Annotated in this window: 15 protein-coding genes, 1 riboswitch and 1 other annotated feature; of the genes, 9 read left to right on the forward strand and 6 right to left on the reverse strand. The window is 51.1% G+C overall.

Annotation, left to right across the window (positions count from 1 at the left end; genetic code table 11):
- Positions 1 to 21 precede the first annotated feature (21 nt).
- Complete coding sequence (locus C7R73_RS10800) at positions 22 to 201, forward strand: hypothetical protein (RefSeq protein WP_106450514.1); 180 nt, start codon at positions 22 to 24, stop codon at positions 199 to 201.
- Between the two features lie 6 nt (positions 202 to 207).
- Here C7R73_RS10800 and C7R73_RS10805 read toward each other — a convergent pair whose 3' ends face one another.
- Positions 208 to 516 (reverse strand): hypothetical protein, encoded by a 309-nt coding sequence (locus C7R73_RS10805; protein WP_086942842.1) that lies wholly within the window; start codon positions 514 to 516, stop codon positions 208 to 210.
- A gap of 158 nt (positions 517 to 674) precedes the next feature.
- Here C7R73_RS10805 and C7R73_RS10810 point away from each other — a divergent pair, with 158 nt between their 5' ends.
- Together C7R73_RS10810 and C7R73_RS10815 are read left to right on the forward strand one after the other, a co-directional pair.
- Entirely contained in the window at positions 675 to 1,364 is a 690-nt protein-coding gene (locus tag C7R73_RS10810; protein ID WP_106450515.1) for a type 1 glutamine amidotransferase, read from the forward strand.
- Between the two features lie 256 nt (positions 1,365 to 1,620).
- Positions 1,621 to 2,064, forward strand: a complete 444-nt coding sequence (locus C7R73_RS10815) for a GNAT family N-acetyltransferase (protein WP_106450516.1) — start codon at positions 1,621 to 1,623, stop codon at positions 2,062 to 2,064.
- A 95-nt stretch (positions 2,065 to 2,159) separates the two neighbouring features.
- Here C7R73_RS10815 and C7R73_RS10820 read toward each other — a convergent pair whose 3' ends face one another.
- From C7R73_RS10820 to ribD, 5 genes are read right to left on the reverse strand one after another with little or no spacing between them, the layout of a single operon-like run.
- Positions 2,160 to 2,813, reverse strand: coding sequence for an HAD family hydrolase (locus tag C7R73_RS10820; RefSeq protein ID WP_239992625.1), 654 nt, complete (start codon positions 2,811 to 2,813; stop codon positions 2,160 to 2,162).
- A gap of 18 nt (positions 2,814 to 2,831) precedes the next feature.
- Positions 2,832 to 3,293: a 6,7-dimethyl-8-ribityllumazine synthase gene (gene ribH / locus C7R73_RS10825; protein ID WP_086942839.1), complete on the reverse strand. Its 462-nt coding sequence runs from the start codon at positions 3,291 to 3,293 to the stop codon at positions 2,832 to 2,834.
- A 29-nt stretch (positions 3,294 to 3,322) separates the two neighbouring features.
- On the reverse strand, positions 3,323 to 4,519 hold the full coding sequence (locus C7R73_RS10830; protein ID WP_106450518.1) for a bifunctional 3,4-dihydroxy-2-butanone-4-phosphate synthase/GTP cyclohydrolase II: 1,197 nt from the start codon (positions 4,517 to 4,519) through the stop codon (positions 3,323 to 3,325).
- A 22-nt stretch (positions 4,520 to 4,541) separates the two neighbouring features.
- Positions 4,542 to 5,195, reverse strand: a complete 654-nt coding sequence (locus C7R73_RS10835) for a riboflavin synthase (protein ID WP_106450519.1) — start codon at positions 5,193 to 5,195, stop codon at positions 4,542 to 4,544.
- Positions 5,196 to 5,218: 23 nt separating this feature from the next.
- Complete coding sequence (ribD, locus tag C7R73_RS10840; protein WP_106450520.1) at positions 5,219 to 6,322, reverse strand: bifunctional diaminohydroxyphosphoribosylaminopyrimidine deaminase/5-amino-6-(5-phosphoribosylamino)uracil reductase RibD; 1,104 nt, start codon at positions 6,320 to 6,322, stop codon at positions 5,219 to 5,221.
- A 198-nt stretch (positions 6,323 to 6,520) separates the two neighbouring features.
- A riboswitch (FMN riboswitch) is annotated at positions 6,521 to 6,636 on the reverse strand.
- A 219-nt stretch (positions 6,637 to 6,855) separates the two neighbouring features.
- On the opposite strand from ribD, the gene argF reads away from it, so the two are divergent.
- From argF to carB, 6 genes are all read left to right on the forward strand, one after another.
- Positions 6,856 to 7,923, forward strand: coding sequence for an ornithine carbamoyltransferase (gene argF / locus C7R73_RS10845; protein ID WP_192875265.1), 1,068 nt, complete (start codon positions 6,856 to 6,858; stop codon positions 7,921 to 7,923).
- A gap of 60 nt (positions 7,924 to 7,983) precedes the next feature.
- Positions 7,984 to 8,210, forward strand: a binding site (T-box leader).
- A 111-nt stretch (positions 8,211 to 8,321) separates the two neighbouring features.
- Positions 8,322 to 9,362: an N-acetyl-gamma-glutamyl-phosphate reductase gene (gene argC, locus C7R73_RS10850; protein WP_106450522.1), complete on the forward strand. Its 1,041-nt coding sequence runs from the start codon at positions 8,322 to 8,324 to the stop codon at positions 9,360 to 9,362.
- Positions 9,363 to 9,393: 31 nt separating this feature from the next.
- Positions 9,394 to 10,620, forward strand: coding sequence for a bifunctional glutamate N-acetyltransferase/amino-acid acetyltransferase ArgJ (argJ, locus tag C7R73_RS10855; RefSeq protein WP_106450523.1), 1,227 nt, complete (start codon positions 9,394 to 9,396; stop codon positions 10,618 to 10,620).
- A gap of 7 nt (positions 10,621 to 10,627) precedes the next feature.
- On the forward strand, positions 10,628 to 11,530 hold the full coding sequence (argB, locus tag C7R73_RS10860; RefSeq protein WP_205076513.1) for an acetylglutamate kinase: 903 nt from the start codon (positions 10,628 to 10,630) through the stop codon (positions 11,528 to 11,530).
- A complete protein-coding gene (locus C7R73_RS10865) occupies positions 11,530 to 12,723 on the forward strand; it encodes an acetylornithine transaminase (protein WP_192875262.1) in 1,194 nt (397 codons plus the stop codon). The genes argB and C7R73_RS10865 overlap by 1 nt, the downstream gene beginning before the upstream one ends.
- Positions 12,724 to 12,740: 17 nt before the next feature.
- On the forward strand, positions 12,741 to 13,892 hold a 1,152-nt coding region (carB, locus tag C7R73_RS10870), incomplete at its 3' end, for a carbamoyl-phosphate synthase large subunit (RefSeq protein ID WP_106450525.1).

Here is a 13,892-nt window from a genome sequence, read left to right on the forward strand (position 1 = left end):
AAAAATAGGGGAGGGATTGTGATGGTTGAACTGGATCGATTGGTCAAACTGCTCGTGGAGAAGATGCTGCGTTCGTCCAAAAAACCGGAACAAAACGATAACGGAATCGATGAGGAAAAAGCAGAAGAGCATAAACCCCAAGAGCGTGTTTCGGAGGAAACTGCTAAAGACAAAACGGACGAAAAAATGTCTGAAGGATGATTTCCTTCAGACATATTGGAGCAGTTCATCATAATAAAGCTTCGTGATTAATTCCCGATCGGCGGTAGTGGGTTTGTCGATGTAGATGACGTATTCGGCATCCCAAGTATAGGCGGATGTGCCTTCCAAAAACGGATTTTCTACGGGCGTTTCGGTTTCCAATTCCGCGATGAGGACGGCGATGTAGTCTTCGCTTTCGGTTTCGTCATGGAAGTCGAAGTCGTCGCTTGTCTCGATGTAGAGTTTGTAGGCTTTGTTCGGGTGCTCGGCTTTGAATTTTTTGATGATCGCAATTTCTTTGTCCAGGTTTCTCATGGTGCTTGCCCCCTTCGGAAATGGCTTTGGATCAAGTGTTTTCTATAGGTCTATCATAACATTCTACACCTGCATCTGCACTCAATAACCCGGCGATGGGGGACGGTTGCGGGCTCATATATTATGATGGGAATAATCAATTTTAAGGAGGGATCAGCATGGAAATCGCAATTTTACAGCACGTGGATTTTGAAGGGCCAGCGGAAATCGAGAATTGGTGCCGCCAAACCGGAAACGAATACAAGGTATACCGCCTATTTTTGGGGGAGTCTTTGCCGAAAGCGGATGAAACGGATTTCCTTGTGATATTGGGAGGTCCCATGAGCGTCCTGGATGAACTGCCATGGTTGGAGTGGGAGCGCCAGCTTATCCGCACTTTAATTAGCCAGGGCAAGCCGGTCTTCGGTGTCTGTCTGGGCGGACAGCAGATCGCCAAAGCTTTGGGGGCTGATAATTTTCAGGGGGAATACCGGGAAGCGGGCTGGCTGCCAATCCGCACGATGGGGTCGAAAACTGTTGGCGCTCTGCCTGAAGAACTTGTCGTATTCCATTGGCACGGGGAGCAATTCGGCTTGCCCGAAGGGGCGGAGCGCCTGTTCGCAAGCGATATCTGTCCGAACCAGGGCTTTGTTTATAATGAAAATGTGATCGGCCTGCAATTCCATTTCGAATCCACACAGGAGAGCGTCGAAAGCATTCTCCAGAACGATGAGGCCTTCTTGGACGGAAGCACTTACACGCAGACGGCAGCAGAAATCCGGAGATATCCGATACCCGCGAGCAACCGGGAGCTGCTTTATCGGTTGTTGGGCCGGTTGAAGGCCACGGTACCGGATTGCACAGCATAAACAGGGCGGGAACCGGTCGTTCGTTCGTTCGTCAGGTGCCTCCTTGCGAACAGCCGAGGAATCCCCGTTGTGTTTGCTGATCACCAGCCGCGCTTTTGCGAACAGCAAACGAATCACGTTTATGTCTGCTGTTATGAAGCCAGTCTCTCACGAACAGTCGACGATCCGGACTTTCAGCTGCTTTTCAAGCTGTTGTTGGACCGGTTGAATTATAAAAATTCTACTATAACTGCTTAAACCTGGAGGAGGGATCAGCATGGATATTCGAATCGCAACAGAAGATGACCGACAGGCTATTCTTGCATGTGTGGAAGATGCTTATGGAATGTACATTGACAGAATTGGAAAAAAGCCCGCCCCCATGCTTGCGGATTATTCAGAACGCATTTCAAAAAGCCTTGTTTATGTAGCTACGGACAAGGAACAAATACAAGGCCTCATCGTGCTGCTTTTGAAAGGGAACTACGTATTGATTGAAAATGTAGCAGTCTGCAACCTTTTCCAAGGACAAGGGATTGGCCGCGGCCTAATTGAATTTGCGTTTATGTCAGCTGAAGAGGCCGGTTTACAAGAAGTCCGTCTGTATACTAACGAGTTGATGAGTGAAAATCTTTTGTATTATGCCAAATTCGGCTTTATCGAATTGAATCGCGTTACAGAAAATGGTTACAGGCGCGTATACATGTCAAAATCTTTGTGATCAGATGGCGTTATTCATTGTTAAAATATAACCTAAAATAAAAAGGCGACAGAACCCTCAAAAGAAGGATTCTGTCGCCTTTTTTCTGTGCTTGCTTAAAGCAAGTCTTTCAATTCGCGGATATCGTCTATCTGTGCATCCGCCGAGTCCAGTTCCCCGGGGAAGCCGAAGCCGTAGCGGCAGCCCACTGTGCTGACGGGATGATGTTCGGCAACCTCGATGTCCTGGAAACGGTCGCCCACGATCAGGTAGCCGCCAGGAAACACGGATTGGATCGATTCGAAGATTTCATATTTTGGGATGAAGCTGAAATCTTCGGTGCAGTACATGCCATCGAAGTAGCGGTCCAACCCGAAGCTTTCCCGGTGCGCTTCCATGTAGGCCCGGCTGCAGTTGCTCAAAAATACCAAGCGGTAGCCTTTCTCCTTCAATGCCTGCAAGGTTTCCAGAGAGCCCTCGTAAAGGATTGCCTGACCGGTTTGGGCTTTTTCGAGCAGGATCTGGCCGATCAGTTTTGAAGCCTTCGATCGGATCTCTTCGTCCAGATCGGGCATGAAATTTTCCCACATCGCTTTGCTGCTGTAGCCCAGCCACTTCGTTATTTCCGCATCCGCCCAATCTCTTGGCGCGGCGTAGCCGGCTTCAACGAGGTAAGCATAGGCTTGTGTGAAAGCGAGGATGTAATTCCGGGTGCTGTCATGGAGGGTGCCATCGTAGTCAAGGATGATGGTGCGAACTCCTTTGAACATTAGTTTTTCCATGAACTTTTATAAGTTCTTAAGCAGATTGGCCATTTCGATAGCAGACACAGCACAGTCGTAGCCTTTGTTGCCCGCTTTCGTGCCGGCGCGCTCGATGGCTTGTTCGATCGTGTCGGTCGTCAGGACGCCGAAGATGACCGGAACGCCTGTACTCATGGAGGCTGTCGCTACGCCTTTGGACACTTCCGAGCAGACGTAATCGAAATGCGCCGTTGCGCCCTTGATGACGGCGCCCAAAGTGATGACTGCATCATATTTTCCGGAAGCCGCCATTTTTTGTGCTACCAATGGGATTTCGTATGCGCCCGGCACCCACGCCAAGTCGATGGCATCTTCGGCCACGCCATGGCGCTTCAAGCCGTCCAAGGCGCCGCCCACCAATTTCGAGCCGATGAATTCGTTGAATCTTGCCACCACGATAGCGATTTTTAAATCCTGTGCAATTAATTGTCCTTCGATGATGTTCATTTTGTTTTCCTCCTGTTTGGTTGTTTTTTTTATAAATCCAAGTAATGCCCCATCTTTTGTTTCTTTGTTTCCATGTAGCGTTGTGTTTCGTCGAAGATTTCCATTTGGATTGGAATCCGCTCTGTGATCTTCAGGCCGTGATTTTTCAATCCTTCTATTTTAAGCGGGTTGTTCGTCAGCAAGCGGATCTCTTTCACACCCAAGTCCTGCAGCATCTCATCAGCCATGTAGTATTCGCGCAGATCGCTGGGGAATCCCAGCATCAGGTTGGCGTCGACCGTATCGTAGCCTTGGTCCTGCAGTGCATAAGCGTGGATTTTGTTGACGAGACCGATGCCGCGTCCTTCCTGGCGCAAGTAGACCAAGACTCCGCGTCCTTCCTGGGCGATCTGCTTCATGGCCGCGTCCAATTGCTGGCCGCAGTCGCAGCGTTTCGATCCAAAGACATCGCCGGTCAAGCATTCGGAATGGACGCGCACCAGCACAGGTTCTTCCGTCGTGACATCGCCCATGACCAGAGCGACGTGGTGCTCGTCTTCGTCGATCTTGCTCACGTAAGTGTAGATGTCGAATTCACCGTATTTTGTGGGCAGCTTGGCTTTGCCTTCGCGCTTGTAGAGCTGTTCGTTCTCCTTACGGTAGGCGATCAGGTCGGCGATTGTGCCGATCTTCAGCTCATGCTCTTTGGCGAAAGTGATCAGTTCGGATGTGCGCATCATCGTGCCGTCATCGGCCATGATTTCGCAGCAGAGCCCTGCCGGCTTCAGCCCTGCCAAACGCGCCAAGTCGACTGTGGCTTCAGTATGACCGTTGCGCGCGAGTACGCCGTTGTCCACTGCTTTCAGCGGGAAGATGTGACCCGGTCGGCGGAAATCTTCGGGCTGGGCGTCATCCTCGACTGCCTTCATGACGGTCAAAGAGCGTTCGAAGGCCGAGATGCCGGTGGTCGTCTCGACATGGTCGATGGCGACGGTGAAGGCTGTCCCGTGATTATCGGTGTTGCGGTCCACCATCGGAGTCAGCACCAGTTTTTCGGTGAGTGTCCGATCCATCGGCATGCAGATCAAGCCTTTCGCGTAAATGGCCATGAAATTGATGTTTTCCGGAGTAGCGAATTCCGCTGCGCAGATCAGATCGCCTTCATTTTCGCGATCCTCATCATCCACCAGCACAATGATTTTGCCGGCTTTGATGTCCGCGATGATTTCTTCAGATGTGTTGAACATGTATGTTTCCCTCCTCTTTCTTTCAGAAGAAGCCGTTCTCTTGCAAGAAAGCTTCAGATAGGTTGCTTTGTTTCGATTGTATCTGCGGGTTCAGGCCCAGTAATTTTTCTACGTATTTTCCGATGATGTCGCACTCCAGATTGACCGTGTCGCCCAATTTCTTCTCAAGCAGGATAGTTTCTGCTCCGGTATGGGGAATGATGGACACTTGGAACGATTGGCTGTCGACCGTCGCGACTGTCAGGCTGACGCCGTCGATGGCGATTGAGCCTTTTTCGATGATGTAGCGGAGCAGCTCCGGGCCGGCTGAGATGGTGATCCAAACCGCATTATCGTCCTTGCGGTATTCCTTGATCGATCCGGTGCCGTCGATGTGGCCGCTGACGATGTGCCCGCCCAGTCGGGTATCGAGCTGCAGTGCCCGTTCCAGATTGACGCGGCCGCCCATCTGCAGGGCGCCGAGATTTGAGCGCTGCAGCGTTTCCGGCATGACGTCCGCATCGAAGGCATCCTTATGCAGCTTCGTGACCGTCAGGCAGACGCCGTTGGTGGAAATGCTGTCGCCGATTTTTGTCCCGATCAGCACTTTTTTCCCGCCAATAGTGACGATGGAAGATTTTTGGCCATGGCGGATGCCTTTTAAGGTGCCGACTTCTTCGATGATTCCAGTAAACATGAATTTCCTCCCACTTTCCTCTGTTATTCGTTCTTGGAGATGTAGCCTTCCAAGAGGATGTCTTCCCCGACGGTGCTGGCTTTCAGCTCGAGCACGCTGAAAGCTTGGCTCAGCTTCTCGATGCCATCTCCGCCGACAGGTGTTTTTGCCGTTTCCCCGCCGATCAGTTTCGGGGCGATGTAAACCTGCACCTTATCGACGATGCCTGCCTCCAGTGCAGAAAAGTTCAAGGTTGCGCCGCCTTCCAGGAGGATGCTGTCGATGCCGCGCTCCCCGAGGGCGCTCATCAGCGCCTTCAGGTCGGTCCGGCCGTCCTTGGCGGGTATGGTCAAAATCTCGATGCCGGCTTCTTCGAGCAGGCTTGCCTTGTTGCGGTCTGCCCGTTCTGTCGTTGCGATAAGAGTCTTGGCCGTGTCCTGATTTTGGAGCACTTTTGCTTCCAGCGGGATGCGCAAGGTGCTGTCAACGATGATCCGCAGCGGATTTTTCCCTCCCGGAATGCGAGAGGTCAGCTGCGGATCGTCCATGATGACGGTCTGGACACCGACCATGATGCCGGTGAGGGCGCTGCGCAGTTGATGCACCCGTTCCCTTGCGGCTGGGCCGGTGATCCATTGCGATTCACCGGTCCGGGTCGCGATTTTTCCGTCCAGGGACATCGCTGCTTTCATGACGACGAAGGGCTCTTTTTTTACTATGTATTTCATGAATATTTCATTCAAACGACTGCTTTCTTCGGCCAGGACGCCTGTCACCACTTCGATGCCGGCATCCTGCAGTTTCTTGACGCCGCGTCCGGAAACCAAGGGATTCGGATCCAAAGCCGCGATGACGACCCGCCCGATCTTTTTTTCGATGATCTTGTCGGAACAGGGCGGTGTTTTTCCGTAATGGGAGCAGGGTTCCAAAGTCACGTAGATGGTCGCGCCCGCCACATCTTCCGTTGCCGAGCGGAACGCGTTCACTTCAGCATGGCCTTCCCCGATTTTTTCGTGGTAGCCGGATCCGATGATGCGTCCGTCCTTGACGATGATGGCGCCGACCATCGGATTTGGCGCAACAGTCCCGCGACCTTTCTCGGCAAGTTCCAGAGCCATTTGCATAAAGTGTGTATCTTTATCTTGCATCTTTTCGTGCCTCCCTTTTCCAAAATAAAGAGCCCTGAACAGTTCTGCTTCAGGGCTCGACAAAGGAAGGCCAGCTAAATAAAGCCAAAAATCCCTGGGCATAGACTACACCCAGGGATTGACATTCCGATCATGAACGGATGGCGCGAAAACGTTTTTTTATTTAAAATAAACGCAACGTGCCATTCGATAAATGGTTTTTGTCTTCTTTCATCCAGACTCTGACTGTCGGCTTCGGAATCTAACCGAATCTGCTTTAAAGGCTCGTGGGCTTTACCACCGGTAGGGATTTTCACCCGTCCCTGAAGACTATTCAATTAAGTTGTCTCTAGGATAATCCCAATCCGTACTATTGTCAAATAAAAGTTTTTGCAAACAAATGTTCAGCGGTGAACAGGAGCCTACTACGGCAAGGGTCAGTCTTTTGCGCAAGAAACCAAGCCGTCTAGTACAAGGTTGATTAAAATAAAGTTTGTAATTCATTAGAATTGGGTATAAAATGAGTCCAATAATAGTTGCATCATGACTCGGAAATGATTGTTCGCAAGAACGACAGTGAGAATATAATTAAAAGGGGATGGCAGAATTTGGAACAAGTATTTCAAGGAAGAAGCTTATTGGCGGAAAAAGATTTCACTCGGGAAGAATTGGAGTATCTGATTGATTTTTCGGCGCATCTGAAAGATCTGAAGAAACGAAATATTCCGCACCGTTATCTTGAAGGCAAAAACATCTGCCTCTTGTTCGAAAAAGCATCCACCCGTACCAGAGCCGCATTTACAGTGGCTGCCATCGATCTTGGGGCGCATCCTGAATACCTAGGGAAAAATGATATCCAGTTGGGCAAAAAAGAGTCTGTTGAAGACACCGCTAAAGTGCTCGGCAGCATGTTCGACGGCATCGAATTCCGCGGCTTCAGCCAAAAAACTGTCGAAGATTTGGCGAAATATGCTGGTGTACCGGTATGGAACGGCTTGACCGATGACTGGCACCCGACCCAAATGATCGCCGATTTCCTGACGGTCAAAGAGCATTTCGGCAAGCTGGCCGGACTTAAGTTGGTCTATGTCGGGGATGGACGCAACAATGTCGCCAACAGTCTGTTGGTTACCGGCGCTATCCTTGGTGTGAACGTAACGATCTGCGCGCCGGAATCGCTGTTCCCGACCGAAGAATTGGTAGAGATGGCACAGAAATTCGCTGAAAAGAGCGGCAGCAAAATCGAAATCACAGCCGATGTAGCCAAAGGCGTAAAAGCGGCTGATGTTCTTTATACCGATGTATGGGTATCGATGGGCGAAGAGGATAAATTCGAGGAGCGTATCGAATTGTTGACGCCTTATCAGATCAACATGGAGATGATTGAGAAGACCGGGAATGACGATGTGATCATGTTGCACTGCCTTCCGGCTTTCCATGATACAAAAACACAATATGGCCAGGAAATCGCGGAAACATTCGGCATGCGCGAGATGGAAGTGACCGACGCCGCCTTCCGCAGCAAGCACGGTCTTCAGTTTGAACAAGCCGAAAATCGCATGCATTCCATCAAGGCTATCATGGCTGCGACCTTAGGAAATTTATTTATTCCAAAAGTTTGATTGACAAAGTGAAAAACAGATGATAAATTTAATGCAAATGTCAAACAACATCTAACACAAACAAAAACTTTGACAAGAAGAGTAATCCATTTGCACAGTGAAGCGAACCTTGGAGGGTGAAAGCAAGGTCAACCGCGATGGATGAACAGGAACTTTGAGTTGATAAGCTGAATGTGAACCATAAAGTTTAATCCGGTTGCCCCGTTATCGCAAAAGTAGCAATACTTGAGTCCAGCCTGCGCGCATGCTGGAAAATAAGGGTGGCACCACGAACTTTCGTCCCTATACTGAATCTATTTGATTTGGTATAGGCACGGAAGTTTTTTTGTATATATGCAAGTCTTTGTAAGATGGGCTCGGCCTGTTTTACAACAAATAAAAAAAGGGGGATGGGAAGTATGATTCATGTCAGTATCATTGGAGCAACAGGTTACACGGGGGTGGAATTAGTCCGATTATTGGGATTGCGCGAGGATGTGGTCTTGGATCATCTGACATCCCGCACGTACGCGGGTCAAAAAATCCAGCATCTTTTTCCGCATTTGTTGGGCAACATCGATCACACCTGCGAAGAGTTGGATCTGGAACAAGTGACGACGGACAGCGATGTGATTTTTGTGGCGTTGCCGCATGGACACGCGTTGCCGATAGCCAAGAAAGCCAAAGAAAAAGGCAAAAAAGTAATCGATTTGGGAGCCGATTTCCGGTTGAAGGACGTAGCGGTATATGAAGAATGGTACAAAGTCCCGCACACAGAGCCGGAACTTTTGGAAGAAGCCGTGTACGGTCTGCCTGAATGGGACCGCGAGGCGATCAAGGATGCCGCAGTCATCGCGAATCCGGGTTGCTTCGTGACCAGCATCCTCTTGGGATTGATGCCGTTGATGAAAAAAGGTTGGGTCGTGCCGAACAGCATCGTCTGCGATTCCAAATCCGGTACTTCCGGAGCGGGCCGCGCCGGCAACGTAGCGAACCTCTTCACTGAGGTGGAAAGCAGCTTCAAAGCATACGGTGTAGCGCATCACCGTCACACACCGGAAATCGAGCAGCTGTTGACGCAGATGGCCGGAACGGACACGATGATCCAATTCACGCCGCATCTTGTGCCGATGAGCCGAGGCATCCTCAGCACCATCTATGCGACGGTCACCGGGGGACATACAGCCGACGAAATCCACGCCCTTTTTGAGGAAGCATACGCAGACGAACCGTTTGTGCAGGTACTGCCTGCGGGCATGTGGCCGATGACGAAATCGGTAAAAGGCACAAACAATTGCCAATTGGGTGTCACCTACGACGAACGGACAGGCCGGGTCATCATCGTGTCGGTCATCGACAACTTGATGAAGGGTGCTGCCGGCCAAGCCGTGCAAAACATGAACCTGATGTTCGGGCTTGCCGAAACGACAGGATTACAGATGATAGGGCTTTTCCCGTAATAACGGAAGACTGAAGGAGGAAACGGACGACATGATAAAGAAATTACATAAAAGCGGTGTGACTGCTGCTGCAGGTGTGCAAGCTACAGGTATCCACGCCGGGTTCAAGAAACGCAAAAAGGACATGGCGCTGCTGTACTTCCCTGATGGGGCGACGGTTGCGGGCGTCTTTACCAAAAATAAAGTCAAAGCGGCTCCGGTCCAGTACGATCAACAAGCCCTGATGCAACATGATCGCTTCAAGGCGATTCTGATCAACAGCGGCAACGCGAACGCGTGCACAGGCAAACAAGGCAAAGCCGATGTGGAAGAGACTGTGAAGCTCCTTGCGGCAGAACTGAATATCCAACCGGAAGAGGTGTTGGTGTCTTCGACAGGCGTCATCGGGATGTTCATGAACATGGATACGATGAAAAAAGGGGTCAAGGCAATCGCGCCGGAAGTTTCCGAATTTGGCGGCGCTGCAGCCAGCAAAGCGATCATGACGACGGATACGGTTCCGAAAGAAGTCAGCTTCACCTTTGAAGTCGCCGGCAAGACGGCTACCATCGGCGGCATGGTCAAGGGATCCGGGATGATCCATCCGAACCTTGGCACGATGCTGGGCTACATCACAACAGATGTCGCAATCAGCCAAACAGCTTTACATGCGATGTTATTGAAAGCCGCTGATGCGACCTTCAACCATGCTACCATCGACGGGGACACGAGCACGAACGATTCGGTCTTTGTCGCCGCTACCGGCAAACTCGATAATCCGCTGATTATTTCTGCTGATGATGCCGGCTATGCCGAAGTTGAAGCGGCTGTCCTGTCCATCTGCTCCCAATTGGCGCAGCTTTTGGTCAAGGACGGTGAAGGGGCGACAAAATTTGTTGAGGTCCTGGTTTCTGGCGCGAAGACAATGGCTGATGCTGTTTCGATCGGCAAATCGGTCGCTACCTCCAGTCTCGTGAAGACGGCGATGTTCGGTGAGGATGCCAACTGGGGCCGGGTCATCACAGCTGCCGGTTATGCGGACACGGAATACTTCGATGCCGACGTGATCGATATCGCCTTTTCAAGCAAGAACGGCGAAATCAAGCTTTGCGAAGCGGGGATGGGTGTCGTCTTCGATGAAGAACTTGCGAAAAAAATACTGGAAGCAGATGAAATCAATATTTTGATCGACCTGCATCTGGGAACAGAAGCCGCCAGTACGTGGACATGCGACTTCTCTTACGACTACGTGAAAATAAATGCGGATTACAGGAGCTGAGAGCGGGATGAAGATGAACAAGAGCAATTGTGAAAAAGCCGAAATGCTTGTCGAAGTACTGCCTTACGTCAACCGTTTCCGCGATAAGATCATCGTCATCAAATATGGCGGCAATGCCATGATCAATGAAGAACTGAAAAAAGCCGTCATGCAGGATCTGTTGTTGATGAAATCGGTGGGGATGCACCCTATCCTCGTCCATGGCGGCGGGCCGGCCATCAACGATATGCTCAAAAAGCTGAAGGTCGAGAGCCACTTCGAACAGGGGCTGCGTGTGACAGACAAAGAGACGATGGAAATCGTCGAAATGGTGTTGGCGGGAAAAGTCAACAAGGATATCGTCGGCACGCTGAACCAACTCGGCGGCAAAGGCATCGGCTTGTCCGGGAAGGACGGCAATCTGATCCTGGCGCGCAAAAAATATCTGGAAAAGAACGGCGAAAAAATCGATATCGGCTATGTAGGCGAAGTGGAAGAAGTAAACAAGGAAATGCTGGAGTCACTCATCTACAGCGGCTATATCCCGATCATTTCCTCCATCGGGATGGGCAAGGACGGGATGAGCTACAACATCAACGCCGATTATGTAGCCGGCGCTATAGCGAAGGCCGTTCAGGCAAACAAATTCATCCTGCTGACCGATGTGGAAGGGATTTTCCGCGATTACCATGATAAGGATTCCCTCATCTCGCGGATCACACTCGAAGAGATCGAAGCATTGGAAGCGGATGGCGTCATCTCAGGCGGAATGGTGCCGAAGGTTGACTGCTGCATCGACGCGTTGCGCGGCGGTGTGGATGGAGCGCACATCATCGATGGCCGTCTGCGCCACTCGATTTTATTGGAAGTGTTTTTCGACGAAGGGATCGGCACGATGATCGATCGTGAGAAGGAAGGGGTATTGGAATAATGAATGAAGATATAAAAACAAAAGGGCAAGCCTACTTGATGAATACCTTCAACCGCGGAGCCATCTGCATGGTCGAAGGACAAGGCAGCTATCTGAAGGATGCGGACGGCAAGCAATATTTGGATTTCCTGGCAGGCATAGCCGTGAACGCATTAGGACATAATCATCCGAAAGTGACGGCTGCGATAGCGGAACAGGCGGCCAAACTGGTCCACTGCTCGAACTTTTATTGGATCGAGCCGCAAGTGCAGTTGGCGGAAAAACTGATCACGAATTCCGCTCTGGATAAGGTCTTTTTCGGCAACAGCGGCGCGGAAGCCAATGAAGGGGCCATCAAGTTGGCGCGCAAATACGGGCGCGAAGTCCACGGCGAAGGCTGCTACGAGATCATCACTGCGGATAATTCCTTCCACGGCCGCACGATGGCGACGTTGACGGCGACCGGCCAAAAGCAATTCCATAAAGATTACGATCCGTTCCTGGAAGGTTTCCACTATGTTCCTTTCAATGACTTTGAGGCTTTGGCAGCCAAAGTTACGGAAAAGACATGCGCAATCCTTTTGGAGCCGATCCAAGGCGAAGGCGGCGTCTACGTGGGCGATCAAGCCTACCTGGAGCAAGTGCGCGCACTCTGTGACGAAAAGGATATCCTGTTGATCTTTGATGAAGTCCAAACAGGCGTGGGCCGCACCGGAAAGCTGTTCGCCTATGAAGGCTACGGCGTGGAACCGGATGTGATGACGTTGGCGAAAGCTTTGGGCAATGGCGTTCCGATAGGCGCGCTGCTGGCTAAAGATGCTGTCGCTTCCCATTTCAAACCGGGCGACCATGGTTCGACTTTCGGCGGCAATCCGCTAGTCTGTGCGGCAGCTTTCGCAACCATGCAAGCGATCGAAGACGAGAATATCCTCGCGAATGTAAATGAGATGGGCAGCTATTTCGAAGAGAAATTAGTGGCATTCAAGGAAAGATATGACTTTATCCTTGATGTGCGCGGCAAAGGCTTGCTGCTCGGCATGGAACTGGCGATGAAGGGAGCCGACATCGTCGCGAAGTGCATGGAAAAGGGCGTCATCATCAACTGCACACATGATACGGTATTGCGTTTCCTTCCGCCGCTGAATGTCACGAGCGCGGAAATCGACAAGGCTGTTGCAGTGATGGATGAAGTTTTTCAAACAATTGAAGCTTAAAGAAAGGACGGTAAAGCATGCCTAAACGAACAGATATCAAGACGATCCTAGTGATCGGCTCGGGACCTATCATCATCGGCCAAGCCGCGGAATTTGACTATGCCGGTACGCAGGCATGCGTAGCCTTAAGGGAAGAAGGATACAAGGTCATCTTAGTCAACTCCAACCCAGCCACAATCATGACGGACGTTGAGATCGCTGATAAAGTCTATATGGAACCACTGACGCTGGAGTTCATCGCGAACATCATCCGCAAAGAGCGCCCGGATGCCTTATTGCCGACCTTGGGCGGCCAGACTGGTTTGAATATGGCGGTGGAACTGGATGAAGCCGGCATTCTGGACGAGTACAAGGTTGAGTTGCTTGGCACGAAACTAACTTCCATCCAACAAGCGGAAGACCGTGATCTGTTCCGTCAATTGATGGCGGAATTGAATCAGCCGGTTCCCGAGAGCGACATCGTCCATACTGTGGACGAAGCGCTTCGCTTCGCAGCCGAAATCGGCTATCCTCTGATCGTCCGTCCCGCCTTCACAATGGGCGGCACCGGCGGCGGCATCTGTTATGATGAAGCCGATCTGCGCGAAATCGTGGCCAACGGCTTGCGCTACTCACCAGTGACGCAATGTTTGTTGGAGAAATCGATTGCCGGCTTCAAGGAAATCGAGTACGAAGTGATGCGCGACAGCAACGATAACGCCATCGTTGTCTGCAATATGGAAAACATCGATCCGGTCGGTGTCCACACAGGCGATTCCATCGTCGTGGCGCCTTCCCAAACCTTGTCCGACAAAGAATACCAAATGTTGCGCGATGTCTCCCTACAGATCATCCGCGCACTGAAAATCGAAGGCGGCTGCAATGTCCAGCTGGCATTGGATCCGTACTCGTTCGACTACTACATCATCGAAGTGAACCCGCGCGTCAGCCGTTCTTCGGCTTTGGCGAGTAAAGCGACCGGCTACCCGATTGCGAAGATGGCGGCGAAGATCGCTGTCGGCTTGACCTTGGATGAAATGAAGAATCCGGTAACCGGCACTTCCTATGCGGCTTTCGAGCCTGCTTTGGACTACATCGTATCCAAAATCCCGCGTTTCCCGTTCGATAAATTCGAAAAAGGCGACCGGACCCTCGGAACACAGATGAAAGCGACAGGCGAAGTCATGGCC

Source organism: Trichococcus alkaliphilus, assembly GCF_003008695.1.
Classification (GTDB): Bacteria; Bacillota; Bacilli; order Lactobacillales; family Aerococcaceae; genus Trichococcus; species Trichococcus alkaliphilus.